This is a genomic window from Thermus tenuipuniceus (assembly GCF_002964845.1).
GTDB lineage: Bacteria > Deinococcota > Deinococci > Deinococcales > Thermaceae > Thermus > Thermus tenuipuniceus.
Genome location: NZ_PRDA01000033.1, coordinates 1 through 19697, shown reverse-complemented (window position 1 = coordinate 19697; position 19697 = coordinate 1). Strand labels below are relative to the sequence as shown.

22 protein-coding genes and 1 pseudogene are annotated in these 19697 nt (G+C 65.6%); 16 read left to right on the top strand and 7 right to left on the bottom strand.

Annotated elements, in window-relative coordinates:
• Nucleotide 1 precedes the first annotated feature (1 nt).
• The 3 genes from nikC to C2847_RS09710 are packed head-to-tail and all read right to left on the bottom strand — an operon-like array spanning nt 2 to nt 3438.
• On the bottom strand, nt 2–826 hold the full coding sequence (gene nikC, locus C2847_RS09720) for a nickel transporter permease (RefSeq protein WP_105318161.1): 825 nt from the start codon (nt 824–826) through the stop codon (nt 2–4).
• A complete protein-coding gene (locus C2847_RS09715; protein ID WP_105318160.1) occupies nt 819–1826 on the bottom strand; it encodes an ABC transporter permease in 1008 nt (335 codons plus the stop codon). The genes nikC and C2847_RS09715 overlap by 8 nt, the downstream gene beginning before the upstream one ends.
• Nucleotides 1827–1875: 49 nt before the next feature.
• The gene (locus C2847_RS09710) at nt 1876–3438 is read right to left on the bottom strand and encodes an ABC transporter substrate-binding protein (protein ID WP_105318159.1); all 1563 of its coding nucleotides are present in this window, start codon (nt 3436–3438) and stop codon (nt 1876–1878) included.
• 109 nt (nt 3439–3547) lie between these two features.
• On the opposite strand from C2847_RS09710, the gene C2847_RS09705 reads away from it, so the two are divergent.
• Nucleotides 3548–4078 (top strand): methyltransferase domain-containing protein, encoded by a 531-nt coding sequence (locus C2847_RS09705; RefSeq protein WP_105318158.1) that lies wholly within the window; start codon nt 3548–3550, stop codon nt 4076–4078.
• The gene (locus C2847_RS09700) at nt 4060–4284 is read left to right on the top strand and encodes a hypothetical protein (RefSeq protein WP_105318157.1); all 225 of its coding nucleotides are present in this window, start codon (nt 4060–4062) and stop codon (nt 4282–4284) included. The genes C2847_RS09705 and C2847_RS09700 overlap by 19 nt, the downstream gene beginning before the upstream one ends.
• A gap of 12 nt (nt 4285–4296) precedes the next feature.
• On the opposite strand, the gene C2847_RS09695 is transcribed toward C2847_RS09700, so the two are convergent.
• On the bottom strand, nt 4297–5088 hold the full coding sequence (locus tag C2847_RS09695) for an SDR family NAD(P)-dependent oxidoreductase (RefSeq protein ID WP_105318156.1): 792 nt from the start codon (nt 5086–5088) through the stop codon (nt 4297–4299).
• 58 nt (nt 5089–5146) lie between these two features.
• Here C2847_RS09695 and C2847_RS09690 point away from each other — a divergent pair, with 58 nt between their 5' ends.
• From C2847_RS09690 to C2847_RS09625, 14 genes are read left to right on the top strand one after another with little or no spacing between them, the layout of a single operon-like run.
• A complete protein-coding gene (locus tag C2847_RS09690) occupies nt 5147–6304 on the top strand; it encodes a M20 family metallopeptidase (protein ID WP_105318155.1) in 1158 nt (385 codons plus the stop codon).
• A 38-nt stretch (nt 6305–6342) separates the two neighbouring features.
• A complete protein-coding gene (locus C2847_RS09685) occupies nt 6343–7827 on the top strand; it encodes an ABC transporter substrate-binding protein (protein ID WP_105318154.1) in 1485 nt (494 codons plus the stop codon).
• Nucleotides 7828–8763 (top strand): ABC transporter permease, encoded by a 936-nt coding sequence (locus tag C2847_RS09680; RefSeq protein ID WP_105318153.1) that lies wholly within the window; start codon nt 7828–7830, stop codon nt 8761–8763. It begins immediately after the preceding gene.
• Nucleotides 8756–9559 carry an ABC transporter permease gene (locus C2847_RS09675; protein WP_105318152.1) on the top strand — a complete coding sequence of 268 codons (804 nt, stop codon included), beginning with the start codon at nt 8756–8758 and terminating at the stop codon, nt 9557–9559. Before C2847_RS09680 ends, C2847_RS09675 begins: the two co-directional genes overlap by 8 nt.
• A gap of 56 nt (nt 9560–9615) precedes the next feature.
• The gene (locus C2847_RS09670) at nt 9616–10425 is read left to right on the top strand and encodes a cyclase family protein (protein WP_105318151.1); all 810 of its coding nucleotides are present in this window, start codon (nt 9616–9618) and stop codon (nt 10423–10425) included.
• Entirely contained in the window at nt 10419–10967 is a 549-nt protein-coding gene (locus C2847_RS09665) for a peroxidase-related enzyme (protein WP_105318150.1), read from the top strand. Before C2847_RS09670 ends, C2847_RS09665 begins: the two co-directional genes overlap by 7 nt.
• Nucleotides 10964–11737: an ABC transporter ATP-binding protein gene (locus tag C2847_RS09660; RefSeq protein WP_105318149.1), complete on the top strand. Its 774-nt coding sequence runs from the start codon at nt 10964–10966 to the stop codon at nt 11735–11737. Before C2847_RS09665 ends, C2847_RS09660 begins: the two co-directional genes overlap by 4 nt.
• Nucleotides 11724–12497 (top strand): ABC transporter permease, encoded by a 774-nt coding sequence (locus C2847_RS09655; protein ID WP_105318148.1) that lies wholly within the window; start codon nt 11724–11726, stop codon nt 12495–12497. The genes C2847_RS09660 and C2847_RS09655 overlap by 14 nt, the downstream gene beginning before the upstream one ends.
• A gap of 14 nt (nt 12498–12511) precedes the next feature.
• Entirely contained in the window at nt 12512–13522 is a 1011-nt protein-coding gene (locus tag C2847_RS09650) for an ABC transporter substrate-binding protein (protein ID WP_244187415.1), read from the top strand.
• Between the two features lie 24 nt (nt 13523–13546).
• Nucleotides 13547–14503, top strand: a complete 957-nt coding sequence (locus tag C2847_RS09645; protein WP_105318147.1) for a TRAP transporter substrate-binding protein — start codon at nt 13547–13549, stop codon at nt 14501–14503.
• Nucleotides 14500–14985: a TRAP transporter small permease gene (locus C2847_RS09640; protein WP_105318146.1), complete on the top strand. Its 486-nt coding sequence runs from the start codon at nt 14500–14502 to the stop codon at nt 14983–14985. The genes C2847_RS09645 and C2847_RS09640 overlap by 4 nt, the downstream gene beginning before the upstream one ends.
• On the top strand, nt 14982–16283 hold the full coding sequence (locus C2847_RS09635; protein WP_105318145.1) for a TRAP transporter large permease: 1302 nt from the start codon (nt 14982–14984) through the stop codon (nt 16281–16283). Before C2847_RS09640 ends, C2847_RS09635 begins: the two co-directional genes overlap by 4 nt.
• A gap of 1 nt (nt 16284) precedes the next feature.
• A complete protein-coding gene (locus C2847_RS09630; RefSeq protein ID WP_105318144.1) occupies nt 16285–16980 on the top strand; it encodes an MBL fold metallo-hydrolase in 696 nt (231 codons plus the stop codon).
• A 10-nt stretch (nt 16981–16990) separates the two neighbouring features.
• A complete protein-coding gene (locus C2847_RS09625) occupies nt 16991–17743 on the top strand; it encodes a LamB/YcsF family protein (protein WP_105318143.1) in 753 nt (250 codons plus the stop codon).
• Between the two features lie 70 nt (nt 17744–17813).
• On the opposite strand, the gene C2847_RS09620 is transcribed toward C2847_RS09625, so the two are convergent.
• The 3 genes and pseudogenes from C2847_RS09620 to C2847_RS09610 form a co-directional block, all read right to left on the bottom strand.
• Nucleotides 17814–18794 (bottom strand): TAXI family TRAP transporter solute-binding subunit, encoded by a 981-nt coding sequence (locus tag C2847_RS09620; RefSeq protein WP_105318142.1) that lies wholly within the window; start codon nt 18792–18794, stop codon nt 17814–17816.
• A pseudogene (locus C2847_RS09615) lies at nt 18776–19044 on the bottom strand (integrase core domain-containing protein); the annotation flags it as partial. The gene C2847_RS09620 and the pseudogene C2847_RS09615, both read right to left, overlap by 19 nt.
• 3 nt (nt 19045–19047) lie before the next feature.
• The gene (locus C2847_RS09610; protein ID WP_128415165.1) at nt 19048–19473 is read right to left on the bottom strand and encodes a transposase; all 426 of its coding nucleotides are present in this window, start codon (nt 19471–19473) and stop codon (nt 19048–19050) included.
• Between the last annotated feature and the right edge of the window lie 224 nt (nt 19474–19697).

The following is a 19697-nucleotide window of genomic DNA, read 5'->3' as shown; positions in this document are numbered from 1 at the left end:
CTCAGCGCCATCGAGGGTCCAGCACGTCGCGAAGCCCATCCCCTAGGAGGTTGAAGGCCAGTACCGTGAGCAGGATGCCCACCGCCGGGGCCGTGGCCGCCCAGGGGGCCTCGGCCATGTAGTTGCGGGTCTCCGCCACCATGGCCCCCCACTCCGGGGTGGGGGGCTGGGCGCCAAAGCCGATAAAGGACAGGCCCGCAGCGGTCAAGATGGCGGCCCCCACCTCGTAGCTGGCCTGTACCAGCACAGGGGTAAGGGCATTGGGAAGGAGGTGTCGGAAAAGAATCCGGCCTTGGCCTGCCCCCAAGGCCCTGGCCGCTTCCACGAACTCCCGCTCCCGCAAGGCCAGCACCTGGGCTCGCACCAACCTGGCGTAGATGGGCCAGGTGACCAGGGCCACCGCGATGACGGTGTTGGTCAGGTTCGGGCCCAAGGCGGCGGCGATGGCCATGGCCAGAATCAGGGAGGGAAAGGCAAAGAAGATGTCGGTGAGGCGCATGAGGAGGTTGTCCCACACCCCGCCAAGCCCGCCCGCCAAGAGGCCCACGCTCACGCCCAAAAAGCTGGCCAGAAGGACCACCCCGAAGCCTACCCCAAGGCTAATCCTGGCCCCATGAACCACCCGGGCCCAGACATCCCGCCCAAGCTGGTCGGTGCCCAGGGGATGCCCAGGACCCGGGGGCTTTAACCGCTCCAACAGATTCTGTTCCAAAGGATCCCCGGCCACCAGGGGACCCAAAAGGGCCACAAGGATGAGAAGAATCAGCAAGGCGAGGCCCAAAACGGCCCCAGGGTTGCGGAAAAACCGGCGCAGGAACTTACGCATACCGGATCCTCGGGTCCAGAAGAGCGTAAAGGAGGTCCACCGCCAGATTCAGCAACGAGTAGATGACCCCTACCAGGAGGGTCACCCCCATAACCGCGGGAAAGTCCAGGCTGGTGGCCGACTGGGTCACGTACCGGCCTAGGCCAGGCCAGGAAAAGATGGTTTCCGTGAGCACCGCTCCCGACAAAAGCCCACCCATGAGCCCGCCCAGAAGGGTAAGAACGGGCAGGGCAGCGTTCTTCAAGGCGTGGCGGAACACCACCTGACGCTCAGAAAGCCCCTTAGCCCAGGCGGTACGTACATAGTCCTGGGAAAGCACCTCCAGCATGGCCGCCCGCACCATACGGGCCAGCAAGGCGGCAGAGGCGGAGCCCAGGACGAAGGCCGGCAGGAAAAGGTGGGCTAGGGCATCCTGAAAGGCTGCGAAGTTACGGGCCAGGAGGGCGTCCACGGTCACCAGGCCCGTAACCGGCGGAGGAGGGATGAGGTAGGGGTCCAGCCTCCCTGGACCCGGCAAAACCCCAAGCCTACGGTGCAGGAGATCCAGAAGGAGGATGGCCAGGAAGAAGACGGGGGTGGAGCCTAGGAGAAGGGCCATAAGCCGTACCAGGAGGTCGGGAGGGCGGTTCTGCCTTAGGGCCGCCCACACCCCGGCGGGCAAGCCTAGGAGGACCGCCACCAGAAAGGCAGAAAGGGCCAGCTCCAGGGTAGCGGGGAAGAACTCCTTCAAGTCCTCGGCCACCGGCCTCCCTGTGCGCAAGGAACGCCCCAGGTCCAGCTGCAGGAGCCGCTGCAGGTAGATACTGTACTGCACGAGAAGGGGTTGGTCTAGGCCGTAGCGCTTCCGAAACTCTTGGATCTGCTCCTCCCGGGCGTTTTCCCCCAGGGCCGCCACCGCGGGATCGATGGGGATGACCTGGGCGATAAAGAACGTCACGAAGGTGATCCCCACCCCCACGAAAAGCACCATGAACAACCTTCGCAAAAGGTACGCCACCATAAGACAAGCCCGCAGCGCGCGGCTACGGGCCTAACTATACCCCAAAGCCCTAGGGCTGCTTGCTCACCTGCCAGAGGGGGACAGACATCATGGGGTTCTTCAGGAAGCCCTCCACCTTGGCCGAAAGGCCGATGGGCTGGGCGGGTTGGTAGAGGACCACGTAGGGCCCTTCACGCAAAACCTTCTCCGTGAGGATCCTGTACAGGGCCTTGCGCTTTTCCGGTTCAGCCTCGAGGGCCGCCTGCCGGGCCAGCTTGGCCGCCACCTCGTCGTTGTAGCTGTTGCGCCAGGCCAGGGAGCGCGCGTTGAAGTCGGACCAGGGGGTGGCGTTGCCGTCGGGGTCGGGGAAGTCGGGGCTCCAGCCCGCCAGGACCATCTGGTGGTTCTGCGCCCGGTAGGTGGCGAGGAGCTCGGCGTTAGCGATGGTACGGATCCTGGCCCTCAGGCCCGCCTTGGCCATGTCCGCCTGTACCTTGGCCGCCACGTCCGGGCAGGGTACCCCGCCCCCGCAGATGCCGGTGCTGGCCAGAAGCTCAAAGTCCAGCCCCTGAGGGTAGCCCGCCTCGGCCAGGAGCTTCCTGGCCCGGGCGGGATCGTACTTGTAGGGCGTAGTGGGGTTATACCCCAGAAGGCCCTTGGGGATGAAGGTTTGCATCTTGACGCCATTGCCCTGGAGCAGGCCCTGCACCAACTCGTCCTGGTTCACCGCCCAGCGGACCGCCTCCCGCACCTTAGGGTTGGCGAAGGGACTTCCCGGCTTCATGTTCATGGCCAGGTACTGAAGGCGCAGGGTTTCCGCCCGCACCACTTTGAAGCGAGGGTTGGCGGCGATGGCCCTCAGGGCTTCTGGCGTGAGCCCCTCGGCGATGTCGATCTCCCCGGACTCCAAGGCCGTGCGGAGAACCGCGGGCTCCTGGATGTAGCGCAGAACCACCCGCTGGACCTTGGGCTTGATGCGGGCGTAGGGGTTGGCCTCGAGGATCACCTGGTTTCCCCGGTCCCAGCGCACCAGGCGGTAAGGGCCGGACCCAGCGGAGTTGTTGGTGAGGAAATCTTTGCCGTAATCGTTCCCCTTAGCGTTTTTCTGGGCCTCCTCCGAGTCCACAATGCCCCCCAGGGTAAAGGTAAGGATGGAGAGGAAGGACTGTGGCGAAGCGGCCTTGGGGATGCGCACCTCCACCGTGTAGGGGTCCAGGGCCTTGGTCGCCCCCGGCTTGAGCTGGGCGATCTCGGTGAAGAGGAAGGAGCCGGGGCCCTTCAAGGCCAGGGCCCGCTCAAAGCTGTAGACCACGTCCTTGGCCGTCACTTCCCGTCCGGTGGAGAACCTGCTCCCCTTGCGAAGCTTGAAGGTAAGGATCCAGTCCGTGGTGCCTCTTTCCACCTTCCAGCTTTCCGCTAGGCCCGGGCGCAGGGTGGAGAGGTCGTTCCCCTCAAAACGCACCAGGGTTTCGTAGAGGTTATCGGCGATCATCACCCCGCTGAACTCGTAGACCACCTGGGGATCCAGGGTGATCAGGTCCGTCCAATCCCCGCCGTAAACCAGCACCTGGGCCCGGTCCTGGGCTACGGCCAAGCCCAGGAACGCCAACAACCAAACCACCCATCGCTTCATACGCTCCTCCTTCCCGCTCAACCTTCAGCCTAAGGGGCCACCAGGCCCTCGTCAACATCCGGACGTAAAATGAAACCCGGAGGAAGCCGCGAGCAAGGACCAGAAGGAGCTGGCCCGGAGCTTTTTCTCCCGCCACGCCCACGGGTATGCCCAAAGCATCAGCCACGCCGGGGGCCGCGACCTGAAGAGGTTACTGGAGCTTTTAGAACAAAGGTCCTCGGAAAGAGCCCTGGATGTGGCCACGGGTCCCGGCCACACGGCCTTGGCCCTGGCCCCTTTTGTGCGGGAAGTCATCGGGATCGACCTGACCCCAGAAATGGCCATACCTTTCAGCCAGGCGGACCGCGAACGGGGCTTGGGCAATGTCCGCTTCCTGGTGGGAGACGCCGAATCCTTGCCCTTTCCTGAGGGGGAGTTCCATCTGGTCACCACCCGTAGGGCCGCCCATCACTTTCCCCGCATTGCCAGGGCCTTAGCCGAGATGGCCAGGGTGCTGAAGCCAGGAGGCTGTCTGGGAATCGCCGACATGGTGGCCCCGGAAAACCCAGAGGCCGCCCAACTCTTCAACGCCCTCGAGGCCGCCCGGGACAACTCCCACGTGCGGGCGTACACCGTGGAGGAATGGCAGAGGCGGGCTTAAGCCCCCTCCACCCGGAGGCGTTTGAGGAGGAAGTCGCCTGGCCTGAGTGGCTCTATCCCCTGGGCCCGGAGGGGTGGGAAGCGAAGCGGGTGGAGGAAGTTCTGGCCCAGGCTTCCCCCGGGACCCGCCCCCTGGTGGTCCGGGAAGGGCCAGGGGACCACACCCTCATCAAGCGCCGGATGGTCCTGGTGGCCCTGAAGGGCTAGGGCTCAGCTTGGCTAAAGGGGCGGGGTAAACCGCCCGTCCACCGCCGTCCAGCCCCCATCCACCAGGAAGAGGGTGCCGGTCACGTAGCTGGAAGCCGGCGAGGCCAGGAACACCACCGCCATGGCCACCTCCTCGGGCTTTCCCCAGCGCAAGAGGGCGGTTTTCTCCGCATAGGCCCGGTACCAATCGGGATGGGCTTTGATGGGAGCGGTGAGGGGAGTTTCTATGGGCCCAGGGGCAATGGCGTTGGCCCGCACGCCAAAAGGGCCCAGCTCCGCGGCCAGGGTGCGCATGATCTGGAGGATCCCCGCCTTGGTGGCCGCATAAACCCCTTGCCCTGGTTCCACCACCAGGGCCCTTATGGAGGCAAAGGCGATGAGGCTCCCCCCCCTCTGCTCCCGCATCACCCGTCCCCCAGCCCTTAAAAGCCGCAAGGTTCCCTTCAGGTTCAGGTCCACCACCCGGTCGATCTCCTCGTCGGTGTAGTCCAGAAGGGGCTTGCGCACGTTGATGGCCGGGGTGGAGACCAGGGTGTCCAGCCGGCCATGGGTTTGGCGCACCCTTTCCACCAAGGCTTCAGCCTCTCCCTTGGCCGCCAGGTCCAGAGGATGGGCCTCCGCTGCTCCTCCCTGGGCGCGGACGGCCCTTAGGACCTCCTCTAGACCGGCTTCATCCCGGTCCGCCAGCACCACCTTAGCCCCAAAGGCCGCCAGGGCCTCCGCGGTGGCCCGCCCGATTCCGGAGGCCGCTCCCACCACCAAAGCCACCTGCCCTCCTAGGTCGAAAAGTTGCCGGTAGTTCACCGCCACCTCCTTTCGTTTAGGCCAGCATACTGCGGTATAATCCCCTCGGGAACCCCATATGGAAAAGGCCCTCCTGGCGGCGGAAGCGGTGGACGAGAAGGAAGTGGTGAAGCTCCTAAGAGCCCTGGTGCGGATTCCAAGCCACTATCCCGGACCCGGGGAAGAGGGGGTGGTGGCCTTCCTGGAGGAGTACCTGAGGGAATGGGGTTTCCGCCCCTTCCGGCAGGAGGCGGCTTTGGGCCGGCCCAATCTGGTTGTGGACCTGGGGGAAGGGGAGGGGGGGTTGATCCTCGAGGGGCACACCGATGTGGCCACCCCCGGCCCAGAAAACCTATGGCGCTACCCTCCCTACGAAGGGGTGGTGGAGGGAGGCAGGCTGTACGGCCGAGGAGCCTGTGACATGAAGGGAGGCCTCGCCGCCTTGATAGGAGCCCTGCTGGCGGTGAAGCGCGCCCTAGGCCAGCCCCGGTACCCCCTACGCCTCGCCGCTTTGGCCGATGAGGAGGGAATGATGCTGGGGGTGAAGGCCTTCGTGAGAGGAGGGCTGGCGCGAGGCTTCCGTGGAGCCTTGGTGGCCGAGCCTGAGGCCATGGAGGTCTGCCTCTGGCAGAAGGGAGCCATGCGCCTATCCCTTCGCTTCCCCGGACGCATGGCCCACGGGGCCATGCCCTACGCCGGGGAAAACCCTATACCCAAGGCAGCCCGCTTCATCCTCGAGCTGGAAGGCCTCCAACGGGAGCTCCAGGAAGTCCATTCCCACCCCTTCCTGGGCCTTCCCTACCTCACCCCCACCCGCATCCTGGCCACCGCCGGGGAGGGGCAGCTTAACGTTATCCCCGCCGAAGCAGAGATGGCCTTGGACGTGCGCACCGTGCCGGGGTTGGACCACGAGGAGTCGGTGGCCAGGATCCAGACCCTGGCGGGAACCCAGGTGGAGGTCCTGGAGGACCGCCCCCCCATGGAGACCCCCAGGGAGGATCCTTTGGTGCAGGCAACGGAGGAAGCCCTAAGGCTTCTCGGCCTTCCCGTGCGCCACGGCGGGGTACCCGGGGCTACGGACGGCACCTTCCTCCAGGCATGGGCGGGTCTTCCCGTGGTGGTCATGGGCCCTGGGGGGAAAACCCTGCCCCACCAGGTGGACGAGTGGGTGGACCTGAGGGAAGTGGTCCAGGCAGCCCGGGTTTACGCCGCCTTGGCGGTGCTCTACCTGGCGTAACCGCCTCCGGGCATAGTATGGGGAAAGGGAGGGAAGACATGAAGAAGCGGTTGGCGTGGTTCCTTCTGCTGGGCCTGGGCCTGGCCTGGGCCCAGCCCAAAGGAGGGGAGCTTAGGGTGGCCATCCTGGCCGAGCCTCCTGTCCTGGATCCCACGGCCTCTACCAGCCAGGAGATTCCCCGCATGCTCTACGACAACGTCCTCCAGGGGCTGGTGAAGTTCAACGAGAAGGGGGAGGTCGTCCCCGCCTTGGCCGAGCGCTGGCAAGGAAGCCCTTCCAGCCTGACCTGGACCTTCCACCTGCGCCGGGGGGTTCGTTTCCACAACGGTGCCCCTTTTACCGCCGAGGACGTGGTCTTTAAGTTCAACCGCGCCCGGGATCCCAAGTCCGGCCACACCCACCCCGAGTACTACCAGGACATCCAGAGCGTGGAGGCCAAGGATCCCTACACTGTGGTCTTCCGCCTGCGCCAGCCCAACCAGGACTTCCTCTTCAACCTGGCCCGCCCCGATTCCGTGATCGGCCCCAAGGGCAGGGTGGAGGAACAGAAAACCCAGCCCATTGGAACCGGACCTTTCCGGTTCGTGGCCTGGGAGCGGGGAGTTGGGGTGAGGCTGGAACGGTTTGAAGGATACTATGAGCCCGGCCTCCCCTATCTGGACCGGGTCTTCTTCCGTTTCCTGCCGGATCCAAACGCCCAGCTTGCCGCCTTGCGGGCGGGGGACATCCAGGTGATCGGCCTCGGGGTGAGCCCGGAAAACGCCCTGGTGCTCCAGCGGGACCCCAACTTCAAGGTGATCACGGGCTTTACCACCACGGAGATCACCGTGGGCATGAACAACAGCCGCCCCCCCTTCAATGACATCCGGGTGCGGCGGGCCATCCAGCATGCCGTGGACAAAAAGGCCCTGGTGGAGGGGGTGATGCTGGGCTTTGGCACCCCCATCGGCAGCCACCGTTCCCCGGGGGAGAGCTGCTACGAGGATCTCTCCGGCTTCTACCCCTACGATCCAGCCCGGGCCCGGGCCCTGTTGCAGGAGGCCGGCTACGGACCCAACAACCCCTTGCGCTTCACCTTCACCCTGGCCGCTCCCTATCCTTACGAGAGGCGGCTTGGCGAGGCCATCGCTGCCCAGCTTTCCCAGATCGGGGTCCAAGCGCGGCTGGAGGTGGTGGAGTGGGCCACCTGGCTTTCCAGGGTCTTCCGGGGAGCTGACTACCAGATGACCATCATCGGCCACTCCGAGCCCCACGACATCGGCATCTACGCCAACCCCAATTATTACTTCCGCTACGACTCCCCCCGCTTCCGCGACCTCTACACCAGGTACCTGCGCACCCCCGACCCCAAGCGGGCCTGCGAGATCATGAAGGAGATGCAGCGCCTCCTCGCCCAGGATGCGGTGAACCTCTGGGTGATGAACGCCCCCTACATCGCCGCCATGCGCAAGGAGGTCATGGGCTGGTGGCAGAACCAGCCCACCCCGACCCTCAACGTGACCCGGGTGTACTTGAACCGCTAGATGCGAAGCTTCCTCCTGAGGCGGGTCCTCCTGGCCCTGGCTACCCTGTGGCTGGCCTCCAGCCTGGTCTTCGCCTTCCTCCTCCTCCTCCCAGGGGACCCGGTGCAGGCCATCCTGGGCCTCGAGGCCTCGCCAGCTGCCCGGCAGGCCCTGGAACGCGCCCTCGGCCTGGACAAGCCCCCCTGGGAACGCTATGCGGACTGGCTCACCCGCACCCTCCGCTTAGACCTGGGGGAGTCTATCCGCTACGGAAAGCCCGTGGGCGAACTCCTGGGCGAGCGGATCCCCCTCACCCTGGGCCTCGTCTTCCTGGGGCTTGGCGGCGCCCTTTTCCTGGCCTTACCCCTGGCCCTTCTAGCCCTTAGGTTTCCCCTTTGCGACCTGGCCCTAAGCGGCCTTATGGCCTGTTTGCAATCCGTGCCCACCTTCTTTCTGGGGGTGGTCCTCCTCTACGCCCTGGCGGTGCACCTGCCCCTTTTCCCCGCCAGCGGCTTCCCAGGGTTTTCCCATCCATGGGAAGCCCTCCGCCACCTTTTCCTCCCCGCCCTCACCCTGGCCCTTTCCCGGGCAGCCATCCTCTTCCGCATGGCCCGAGGAAGCCTCTTAGAGGTGATGGGCCAGGATTACATCCGCACCGCTCGGGCCAAGGGGGTCCCCGAGACCTGGGTGCTCATCAAGCACGCCCTGAAGCCCGCAAGCCTTCCCCTGATCACCGTGCTGGGCCTGGAGGGAGGGTTCCTCCTTACCGGGGCGGTGGTGGTGGAGGTGGTCTTCGCCCTGCCAGGCATGGGAAGCCTGGCTCTGACGGCCCTCGAGGCCCGCGACTACCCTCTCCTCCAGGGCCTGGTGCTGGTCATGGCCGCCCTCATCGTCCTCTTCAACCTCCTGGTGGACCTCCTCTATGGCCTCTTGGACCCGCGGGTGACGTATGCGTAGCCCCAGCCCAAGCCTCCTGGTAGGCAGCCTCCTGGTGGGCCTTTTCCTCCTCCTGGCCCTGGCCTCCCTCCTCTATCCCGTGGACCCCAACGCCCCCGACTTCCTCCACCGCCTCGCCCCCCCTTCTCCCACCCATCCCTTGGGCACCGATCCCTTGGGCCGGGACCTCCTGGCCCGTCTCCTCCACGGGGCCAAAAACGCCCTTCTGGTGGGGGGCATCGCCGTGTCCGTGGGCTTCTCCCTGGGGGTGGCCCTGGGCCTCGTGGCCGGCTACCTGGGGCGGTACTGGGATGGGGCCCTAAGCCTCCTCATGGAAGCCCTCTACGCCCTCCCCGGCCTCCTCCTGGCCCTCCTCTTCGCCGCCCTCATGGGGCCGGGGGTCCTGAGCAGCATGCTGGCGGTGGGGCTTTCCATGGTGCCCGCCTTCTTCCGGGTAGCCCGGGCCGGGGCCATGGCCCTAAAAGCCACCCCCTTCGTGGAAGCCGCCTTGGCCCTGGGGGCCGGCCCAGCATGGGTGATCCGCCGCCACCTCTTTCCCAACCTCCTGGGGCCCCTCCTGGTCCAAGCCAGCCTGGCCTTCGCCGCCGCCCTTTTGGCCGAGGCCGCCCTCTCCTACCTGGGCCTGGGGATCCAACCCCCTGCGCCCAGCCTCGGCCGGATGCTCCGAGAGGCGCAGGGCTTTCTCCCCCTTTCCCCTTACCCCGCCCTGGTTCCTGGGCTGGCCCTTTCCCTGGCCGTCTTGGGCTTCAACCTCCTGGGGGACGGGCTCCGGGACCGCCTGGACCCCCGGCGTTAGAGGCTTGCATACCTTTGCAGGCCCGTGGTAACTTGCCCCTGACAAAGGAGGAAACCATGTGTGCCCCTCTGGTGATGGAGGAAGTGGCCAAGCAGATTTCCCGCAGGGCCCTGTTGGGCGCGGGCCTGGGGCTTCTTGCTAGCCGGGCCGTGGCCCAGGCGCAGGTACAGGGCAAGGCCTTTAGCCGGGCGGTGGACCTCACCCACGAGCTCTCCCCGGAGATCCCCCTCTTCCCCGGGGCTGAACCCATGCGCATCACCACCCTGGTCACGGTGCGGCAAAACGGGTACTACGGCAACCGCATCGATTTCTGGGAGCACTCCGGAACCCACATGGACGCCCCCGCCCACTTCGCGGAAGGGGGGCTCACCGCGGAAAAACTGCCCGTGGAAACCCTCATCGCTCCCTTGGCGGTGATCCACATCCACGAGAAGGCCGCCCGTAACCCCGACGCCCAGGTGACCGTGGACAACCTCCTGGCCTACGAGCGCCAGCACGGCCGTATCCCCAAAGGGGCCTTCGTGGCCATGCACTCCGGCTGGGAAACCCGTTGGAAAGACCCCAAGGCCTTCTTGAACCAAGACAGCACCGGCACCCTGCACTTCCCCGGTTTCTCCCCCGAAGCGGCGGAGTTCTTGGTGCGGGAGCGGGAGATCGTGGGGGTGGGGGTAGACACCCTCTCCCTGGACTTTGGCCCCTCCAAGGACTTCAAGGCCCACCTCACCCTCCTGGGGGCGGGAAAATACGGCCTGGAAAACCTGGCCAACCTGGCCCAGGTGCCCCCCGCTGGGGCGCTCCTCTTCGTGGGCGGGCCCAAGCACCGGGGGGCCTCCGGGGGGCCCGTGCGGGCGGTGGCGGTATGGTGATCTCCTGGCTCAGGGTGCCCAAGGAGGAGGAGCTTCCCGAGGAGGTGCGGGCGCTTTTCGCCCGCTTCCGGGAGAAGACGGGCTTTGTTCCCAACGTGGCCCGGGCCTTCGCCTTAAGCCCCCGCTTCCCCCTCTGGTTCCACTATTACGACGCCCTCATGCGGGGGGAGGGCCTCCTCAGCCGTGAGGAGCGGGAGGCCATGGCCATCGCCATCAGCGGGGAAAACCGGTGCGAGTACTGCGTGGCCAGCCACAAGCGCTACCTCGAGGACCTCATCGGGGACCCCGTCCTCCCCGAGGTCCTGGCCGCCAACCCCCGCCGGGCGGAGATGCCTAAAAGGATGCGGGCCCTGGTGGAGTTTGCCCTCAAGGTCACGCACCAGCACCACGCCTTGACCGAGGAGGATCTCGCCCCCTTGAGGGAAGCGGGTCTCAGCGATGAGGCCATCCTCGAGGCGGCGGAGGTGGCGGCCATGTTCAATTTCACCAACCGCCTGCTCAACGCCTTGGGTATAAAGCCCAACCCCGAGTACTACGCATGAGCTTTCTGGAATTTAGGCAGGTCTCTGTGGCCTTTGGCCCCTACGTGGCCGTGGAAGGGGTAAGCCTCCGTCTGGCCCCAGGGGAGTTCGTGAGCCTGGTGGGCCCCACGGGCTGCGGCAAGAGCACCCTCCTCAACGTGGCGGCAGGGCTCCTGGCCCCCTCCCATGGGGAGGTCCTCCTGGAAGGGAAACCCCTTAGGGGCCTGAACCCGGCCGCAGGCTACCTCTTCCAGCAGGACGCCATCCTCCCCTGGAAGACCGCCTTGGACAACGTGGCCCTGCCCTTGGTCTTCCGGGGCACCCCCTGGAGGGAGGCCCGGGAAAGGGCGCGGAGTTGGCTGGAGAAGGTGGGGCTCGGGCGCTTTCCCCACCACTACCCCCACCAGCTTTCCGGGGGGATGCGCAAGCGGGTGGGGCTGGCCCAGGTGCTCATCGCCAACCCCAGGCTCCTCCTCATGGACGAGCCCTTTTCCGCCCTGGACGTGCAGACCCGGCAGCTCATGGAAAACGAGCTCCTCAGGCTCTGGCAGGAGGACCGGAAAACCGTCCTCTTCGTGACCCACGACCTGGAGGAGGCCATCGCCCTTTCCGACCGGGTGGTGGTCATGTCGGCGGGGCCCCGCTCCCGGGTCATCGGGGAGTTTCCCATCCCCCTCCCCCGACCCCGGGATGTGGCGGAGATCCGGCTCACCCCGGAGTTCTTGCGGCTGCACCGGGAGATCTGGGAGCTCCTAAGGGGGGAGGTGATGCGGGCCCATGCGGGGGCTTAGGCTACGGCTTTGGCAGGTGGGGTTGCTCCTCCTCTTCCTCGCCTGGTGGGAGTGGGCCTCGAGGACCGGCCGCATAGACCCCTTCTTCTTCTCTAAGCCCTCGGACATCGGCCAGCGGATCTGGCGGTGGTTCAGCACCGGGGAGGTTTACCCCCACCTCTACGTGACCACCCTGGAGATGCTCCTGGCTTTCCTCTTCGGCACCCTTCTCGGGGTGGCCCTGGGGCTTTGGCTGGCCTTGGCCCCCAGCGCGGCCGCGGTCCTGGACCCCTACATCAAAGCTCTGAACGCCATCCCCCGGGTGGTCCTGGCCCCCATCTTCACCCTCTGGTTTGGCCTGGGGGTGCTCTCCAAGGTGGCCCTGGGCATCACCCTGGTCTTCTTCGTGGCCTTCTTCAACACCTACCAGGGGGTCAAGGAGGTGAGCCCCGTGGTGCTGCAAAACGCCAGGCTCCTTGGGGCGGGGCAAGGCCACCTGCTCCGCCACGTCTACCTGCCCGCGGCCGCCAGCTGGATCTTCAGCTCCTTGCGCACCTCCATCGGCTTTGCCGTCATCGGGGCGGTGGTGGGGGAGTACCTGGGGAGCGCCGCGGGTCTGGGCTACCTCATCGCCCAGGCGGAAGGGGTCTTTGACACCACCGGGGTCTTCGCCGGGATGGTGGTCCTCATGGTCTTCGTGCTGGTCCTGGACGCCTTGGTGGGCCAGGTGGAAAGGCGGCTGGTCCACTGGCGCCCCAAGGCGGAGGGAGCTCAAGGCTAGGGAAAGGAGGGAGCATGGGAAGAAAAGCGGTAGCGGCGTTGATAGGCCTGTTGGCGGTGGTGGCGCCCCTGGCGGAGGCCCAGGCCAGCCCCAAGCGGGTGGTCCTGGGGGTGGGGGGGAAGACCGCGGTGGTCTACCTGCCCCTCACCGTGGTGGAGCGCCTGGGATACTTCAAGGAAGAAGGCCTGGACGTGGTGATCCAGGACCTGCAGGCGGGCTCGAGGGCCCTCCAGGCCCTCATCGGGGGCAGCGTGGAGGTGGTGATGGGCTTCTACGACCACACCATCCAGATGCAGGCCCAGGGCCGGGACATCGTGGCCTTCGTACAGGTGGGGCGGTACCCCGCCATCGTCCTAGGGGTGCGCGCGGACCTAGCGGACCAGGTTAAGGGCGTGGCCGACCTTAAGGGGCGGAAGGTGGGGGTTACCGCCCCAGGGAGCTCCACCCATTTCTTCCTCAACTACCTCCTGGTGAAAAACGGGCTTAAGCCCACGGATGTGTCCGTGATCGGGGTTTCCGTGGGGGCCCAAGCGGTGGCCGCGGTGCAAAACCGCCAGGTGGACGCCATCTCCAACGTGGAACCCGCCATCACCCTCCTGGAGGAGCGGGGCCTCCTCAAGGTCCTGGCGGACAGCCGCTCCACTCGGGGTACCCGGGAGGTACTGGGTGGGGAGTACCCTGCCGCCGTCCTCTACACCACCCGGGCCTGGCTGGAAAAGAACCCCGAGACCGCCCAGCGCCTGGTGAACGCCATGGTGCGGGGCCTGCGGTGGATGCAGGGCAAAACCCCCGAGGAGATCGCCGCCGTCCTCCCCGAGGAGTACTTCCTGGGGGACCGGGCCCTCTACCTGAAGGTGCTCCGGAACTCCCTGGAGTCCTTCTCCCCCACAGGCCGCTTCAGCGACACCGCTCCCCTAAGGCCCCTCACCGTGCTCTCCGCCTTTGACCCCAATGTGGCCCGGGCCCGGATCGATCTCAAGCGCACGTACACCAATGAGTTCGTGGACCGGGTGCCTAAGCGGTAACATAATCCTTGGAGGTGTATGGTTATGCGTAAGCTCCTTTCCTGGCTTTTCCTCTTGGCCCTTGTAGCCCAGGCCCAGACCTGGAACATGGCCACCCCGTATCCCCCGGCCAACTTCCACACGCAAAACATTCAGCAGTTCGCCAAGGAAGTGGAGGAGGCCACGGGAGGCCGGCTCAAGATCACCGTCCACCCTGGGGGCTCCCTCTTCCCCCACCCCCAGATCCTGCCCGCGGTGAGGAACGGGCAGGTGCAGATGGGGGAGGTGCTCATGTCCCTCCTGGCCAACGAGAATCCCCTCTTCAACCTGGACTCCATCCCCTTCGTGGCCACCAGTTACGAGGAAGCCCGTAGGCTTTACCAGGCCCAGCGCCCTGAGGTGGAGCGGTGGCTGGCCCAAAGGGGCGTGGTCTTCCTCTACGCCGTTCCCTGGCCGCCCCAAGGCCTTTACACCAAGCGCCCGGTGAACACCGGCCAGGACCTTAAGGGCGTGCGCTTTAGGGCCTACAACCCCGCCACCGCCCGGTTGGCGGAGCTCCTCGGCATGCAACCCGTGCAGGTGGAGGCCGCGGACATTCCCCAGGCCTTCGCCACCGGGATCGTGGAGGCCATGATCACCTCCCCCGTGACCGGGGTGGACAGCCAGGCCTGGGACTTCGCCCGCTACTTCTACGACCTCAAGGCCTGGATCCCTAAGAACATGGTGGTGATCGGGCGGCGGGCCTTTGAAAGCCTCTCGGCCCAAGACCGGGAGGCCCTCCTTCAGGCCGCCCGGCGGGCGGAGGAGCGGGGCTGGCGGCTGAGCCAGGAGCAGGAGGAAAAGGCCATCCAGACCCTGGCCGCCAAGGGCATGCAGGTAATAAAGCCCTCCCCCGCCCTCATGGCCGACCTCAAGAAGGTAGGCCAGACCATGATCCTGGAGTGGCAGCGACAGGTGGGGGCCACAGGGGTGAAGGTCTACCGCCAGTACCTGGGGCGATGAGCCTCCTGGAAAAGGCCCTGGGGGTGGCCTTTCGCCTGGCGGAGTTCCTGGCCGCCCTCATGGGCCTCTTTATCCTCCTGGTGATCCTGGCCCAGGTGGTGGGGCGGTACCTGGGCTTCGTGGTGCCCTCGGCCCTGGAGATGGCCGGCTTCGCCACCGCCGGGCTCATCTTCATGGGCCTTGCTCCCACCCTGAGGGCTGGGGGGCACATCCAGATGCGGCTTCTCTTGCAAAAGCTTCCCCCCAGAACCCGTCGCCCGCTGGAAACCTTCGCCCTGGGGCTCGGATTCCTAACCTCCCTTTATGCTTCCGTTCAAGCCTGGCTTAGGGTGGCGGAGAGCTTCCGCTACGGAGACCTGGCCCCAGGGCTTCTCCCCCTTCCCCTCTGGCTACCCCAAAGCTTCCTGGCAGTGGGCCTCAGCATCTTCGCCCTGGCCCTCCTCGAGGCCTTCCTGCAAGCCCTGAAGGGGGTGCGCCCGTGAGCCTCTTGGAAGTGGGCCTCCTCTTGGTCCTACTCCTCTTCACCCTCTTGGCCCTGGGGGTCTACGTGGGCCTGGCCCTCCTCTTGGTGGGCCTAGCAGCCCTTGCCTTCTTCACCTCCGCCCCAACTGGCCCCAACCTGGCCAGCGCCCTTTGGACCAGCACCTCGGGCTGGAGCCTGGCAGCCCTGCCCCTCTTCGTCTGGATGGGAGAAATCCTCTACCGATCAAGGCTGGCCCAGGGGCTCTTCCAGGGGCTTAGCCCCCTTCTCTCCCGCCTTCCTGGGGGGCTTCTCCACGTGAACGTGGTGGCCAGCGCCCTCTTCGCCGCCGTCATCGGATCCTCCGCTGCCACCACCGCCACCGTGGGCCGGTTTACCCTGCCCGAGCTGTTGCGCCGCGGCTACCCCAAGCCCCTGGCCTTGGGCTCCTTGGCCGGGGCTGGAACCCTAGGCTTCCTCATCCCCCCCAGCGTCATCATGATCGTCTACGGGGTCATGGCCGAGGTTTCCGTAGCCCGGCTTTTCATGGCTGGAGTGGTGCCAGGAGTGGTTTTAACCTTGCTCTTCATGCTCCTGGTGGCCCTTCTGGCCCTCCTCTATCGCCACCAACTACCTCGGGAACCCCGGAAGCCCCTGCGCCAAAGCTTGGTCGGCCTTCTATCCGTTTTCCCCGTGCTTTTCCTCATCCTCCTGGTCCTGGGCTCCATCTACCTGGGGGTAGCCACCCCCACGGAGGCGGCGGCCATAGGGGTAGCGGGGTCCCTCCTCCTGGCGGGGCTAAACCGGGAGCTATCCCCCAGGATGTTCTTTGAAAGCTTGATGGGGGCCATACGCACCACCAGCATGATCGGCCTGATCCTGGCCGGGGCCGGGGTCCTGACCCTGGCCATGGGGTTCACCGGCATCCCCAGGGCCTTGGCCGCCTGGGCGGTGGAGGCGGGGATCACCCCCGTGGCCCTCGTCTTCTTCTTGAGCCTGGTTTACATCGTTCTCGGGTGGTTTCTAGATGGGATCTCCATCGTGGTCCTCACCATCAGCGTGATCCTTCCCGTGGTGAAGGCCATCGGGGTGGACCCCTTGTGGTTCGGCGTGTATCTGGTGATCATGGTGGAACTGGCCCAGATCACTCCCCCCGTGGGCTTCAACCTTTTCGTCATCCAGTCCTTAACCGGGGAGGACCTCTTCCACATCGCTCGCTATGCCCTTCCCTTCATGGGGGTGCTGCTTCTCATGGTGGTTCTCCTCATGCTGTTCCCGGAAATGGCCACGTGGCTACCCCGAACCATGACCGGGGGATAACATGCAGGTCATCCCTTTGTGGACAGGTTTTCCCGGAAGAACCCACCGCGGCTACCTGGGTGCCTCCAGCGCCTACGTGATCCTGGCATCCAGGACGGTTCTCTACGACACCCTGGGTTTCGGCGAAAGGGAGGGGCTTTATCACCGCCTCAAAGACCTAGGCATACCCCCAGAGAGGGTGGAGGTCGTGGTGGTAAGCCATCTCCATTTTGATCACGCGGCCAACGTGGACCTCTTCCCTCAGGCAGAGATCGTTCTGCACAAGCTGGAGTGGACACACGCAAAGAGGATAGCCCGAAATCCCCTCGAGGATCCCGCCTGCCTCTACACCCTTCTTCCCCTCCTGGACCAAATGCGGATTCGCGAGGTAACCGAGGGGGAGGAAGAACTTCTCCCAGGGCTCCGTCTTCTTCACCTGCCCGGGCACACCCCAGGTCTTTTGGGCCTCGAGGTAGAAGGTGTGGGAACCTTGGTGAGCGATGCGCTCAAGAGCCGCTTCGATCTGGAAGGCCCTCCTGCGCCCCCCTGTTGGAACCCCCAGCTAGCCCTGGAAACACGGGGGCGCATCCTGCAATGCCCGCGCATCCTCCCCGGGCACGATGTCCCTTTGGTGCGTAAGGGAAACACCTTTGTGGCGGAAACCCAGGCCGAGCTGGGCTTCTTCTATGGGGGAAGGGAGGTTAAGCTTTCCCTGTAAGGGGGTGGCCATGTTCATAGACCTCAACGCCGATGCCGGAGAATCCTACGGGGCCTTCACCTACGGTCACGACCAGGAGATCTTCCCCCTGGTGACCTCCGTCAACCTGGCCTGCGGCTTCCACGGGGGAAGCCCAAGCCGGATGCGGGAGGCGGTAGCCCTGGCCAAGGCCCATGGGGTGGCGGTGGGGGCCCATCCGGGCTTTCCTGATCTGGTGGGCTTTGGCCGCCGGGAGATGGCCTTAAGCCCCGAGGAGGTGTATGCGGACGTGCTCTACCAGATCGGGGCCCTCCACGCCTTCCTAAGGGCGGAGGGCCTCAGGCTCCACCACGTGAAGCCCCATGGGGCCCTCTACCTCAAGGCCTGCCGGGACCGGGAAACCGCTCGGGCCATCGCCGAGGCGGTGAAGGCCTTTGACCCGGAGGTGCCCTTGGTGGTGCTTCCCGGCACCGTGTACGAGGAGGAGGCCAGAAAAGCGGGCCTAAGGGTGGTCCTCGAGGCCTTTCCCGAAAGGGCCTACCTGCAAAATGGCCAGCTCGCCCCCCGCTCTCTGCCGGGAAGCTGGATCACCGATCCCGAAGAGGCCGCCCGCAGGGCCCTGAGGATGGTCCTGGAAGGCAAGGTGGAGGCCCTGGATGGCGGGGAAGTGGCGGTGCGGGCGGAGACCCTTTGCATCCACGGGGACAACCCCCGGGGCCCCGAGTTGGTACGGGCGGTGCGGAGGGCTTTGGAGGAAGCCGGGGTGGAGATCCGAGCCTTCTAGGTGCCGATGCATAGGCGATGCCCAAAGTCTTTCTGGGGTCCCCGTCGTGGCCCAAGCCACGACGGGGTACTTAGCGCCACACCCCCCGCTCCCGGAAATAGCGGACCGCCCCCTCGTGGTAGGGCACTCTACCCCCCCGGGAGCGCACCGCGTTCTCCAAGGTGGTGTCCCGGGCCGGGGCCACGGCGGCGTAGAGGCTCTGCAGGTTTTCAAAGACCGCCTTGACCATAGCGTAGGCTGTCTCCTCAGGAAGGCTGGCTGGGCATACAAAGGCGTTCCAGAAGGTCAAGGTGGGCGTGTCGTAGCGCGTATTGTAGATGCCTTTGGGGATGACCCCGGTGTCCACCACCCCAGGGAAGCGGCGCATGAGCACCTGCACCGGGGTGCTTTCCTTCAGCAAGGGCACGAGGAAAAGCCGCTTCCCCTTACGGGCCAGGCTACCCGCAAGCTCCAGGATGCTCCCCGTGGGTAGCCCTCCAGACCAGAAAAAGGCGTCCAGATTGCCCTCCGAAAGCATCTGGGCGCTTTCGGCCACCCGTACCCGCTCCCACTTGGCGAAGTGGACCTTGGGATCGAACCCGGGGATAGCGGCTCCCATCAGGGTCCGGGCCTCGTACTCGATGATGCCTCCCGCCACCTCCGTGGACACCCTCTTGCCCCGCAGGTCCTGAAGGACGCGGATGCCGCTGTCCTCCGTGGTTACCACGTGAAAGTAGTTGGGGTACATGGTGAAGAGAATCCTCACGGGGGCAGGCTTCCCTTGGAAACGCTCCTCCCCCTGGTAGGCCATAAGAGCGGCATCCGGAAGCACGGTACCGCAGTAATAAACGCCCTTCGCCGGGTCCGTGCGGTCCCTGAGGAGCATGAGGTTTTCGATGGAGCCCCCGGACTGCATGGCCTGGGCCTGGACCACCCCCGCTTTGTTGAAGAGTTCCGCCACCGCGGTGCCGTAGTAAAAGTAGACCCCTCCCACACCTCCAGTACCGATGAGCACCTGGGGCTTCTGCGCCAGGGCTATCCCCCACAAAAAGGCTACGACCAGCCAACGCATGGCCCACCTCCGAGGTACGCCCAGAGGATACACGCTGCCAGGCCGGAGCGCAACCATGTGTATTCGGCCACCACATTTGAGACACCTTGGGGAACCGACTCCCTCCGTATCTTAGCCAAGAACTCCAAGGGGGCCTCCTGCGGTTGTAGTAGTCCAGGTAGGTATCAAGCTCCGCCTGCACCTCCCCCACCCTCGTGGGCAAAGCTCGGGTATAAAACTCCTCCCTAAAAGTCCGTTGCAGCCACTCCACGAATCAAGTCGCGATTTTTGTGGGTTTCTCTTCCGCAGCCCAAAGCGGGGTCATGTCCATGTGGCGCCTGAACCCCCACTCTTCCGTGACCCTGAGCATCACCACCGTGGCCAGGTCGGCCAGGCTCTCTTCGTTGGGAAACACCCCCACGACCCCGCTCCGCCGCTTCACCTCCCGAAAAAGCCCCTCCAGCATAGCGGCGCTCCACAAGCCCCGCCCCATCGCTTGAGCCACGCACCGCCGCCACCCCGCCCCGGGAAGCTTCGCCATCACCGCCCGGCGGATGGAAGGGTGGTCGTCCGAGATGACCCGCCTCACCCCCTGAAGCCCCCGCTCCAAAAGCCCCTTCAGCAGGTTGCGCCACCCTTCCTTCCTCTCCCTGCCCGCCGGCTCCACCGCCAGCACCTCCCGGTAGCCCTCCTCATTCACCCCCACCCCACCAAAAGGACCCGGTCCGCCGCCCGCCCGCCCCAATTCACCTTCAAGTATCTCTTCCCGGTCTATCCGCCCCTCCGTGCTTAACCCACAAAATAAGCGACACTACCCAACCGCGGACCAGGCTCCTTAGGATAACCCAAGTTGCCACCCACCCCCAGGCCTGAAAAAATAGTGGCCGCTATGTTGACACGCATCATAGCGGCCTTCTGCATTAT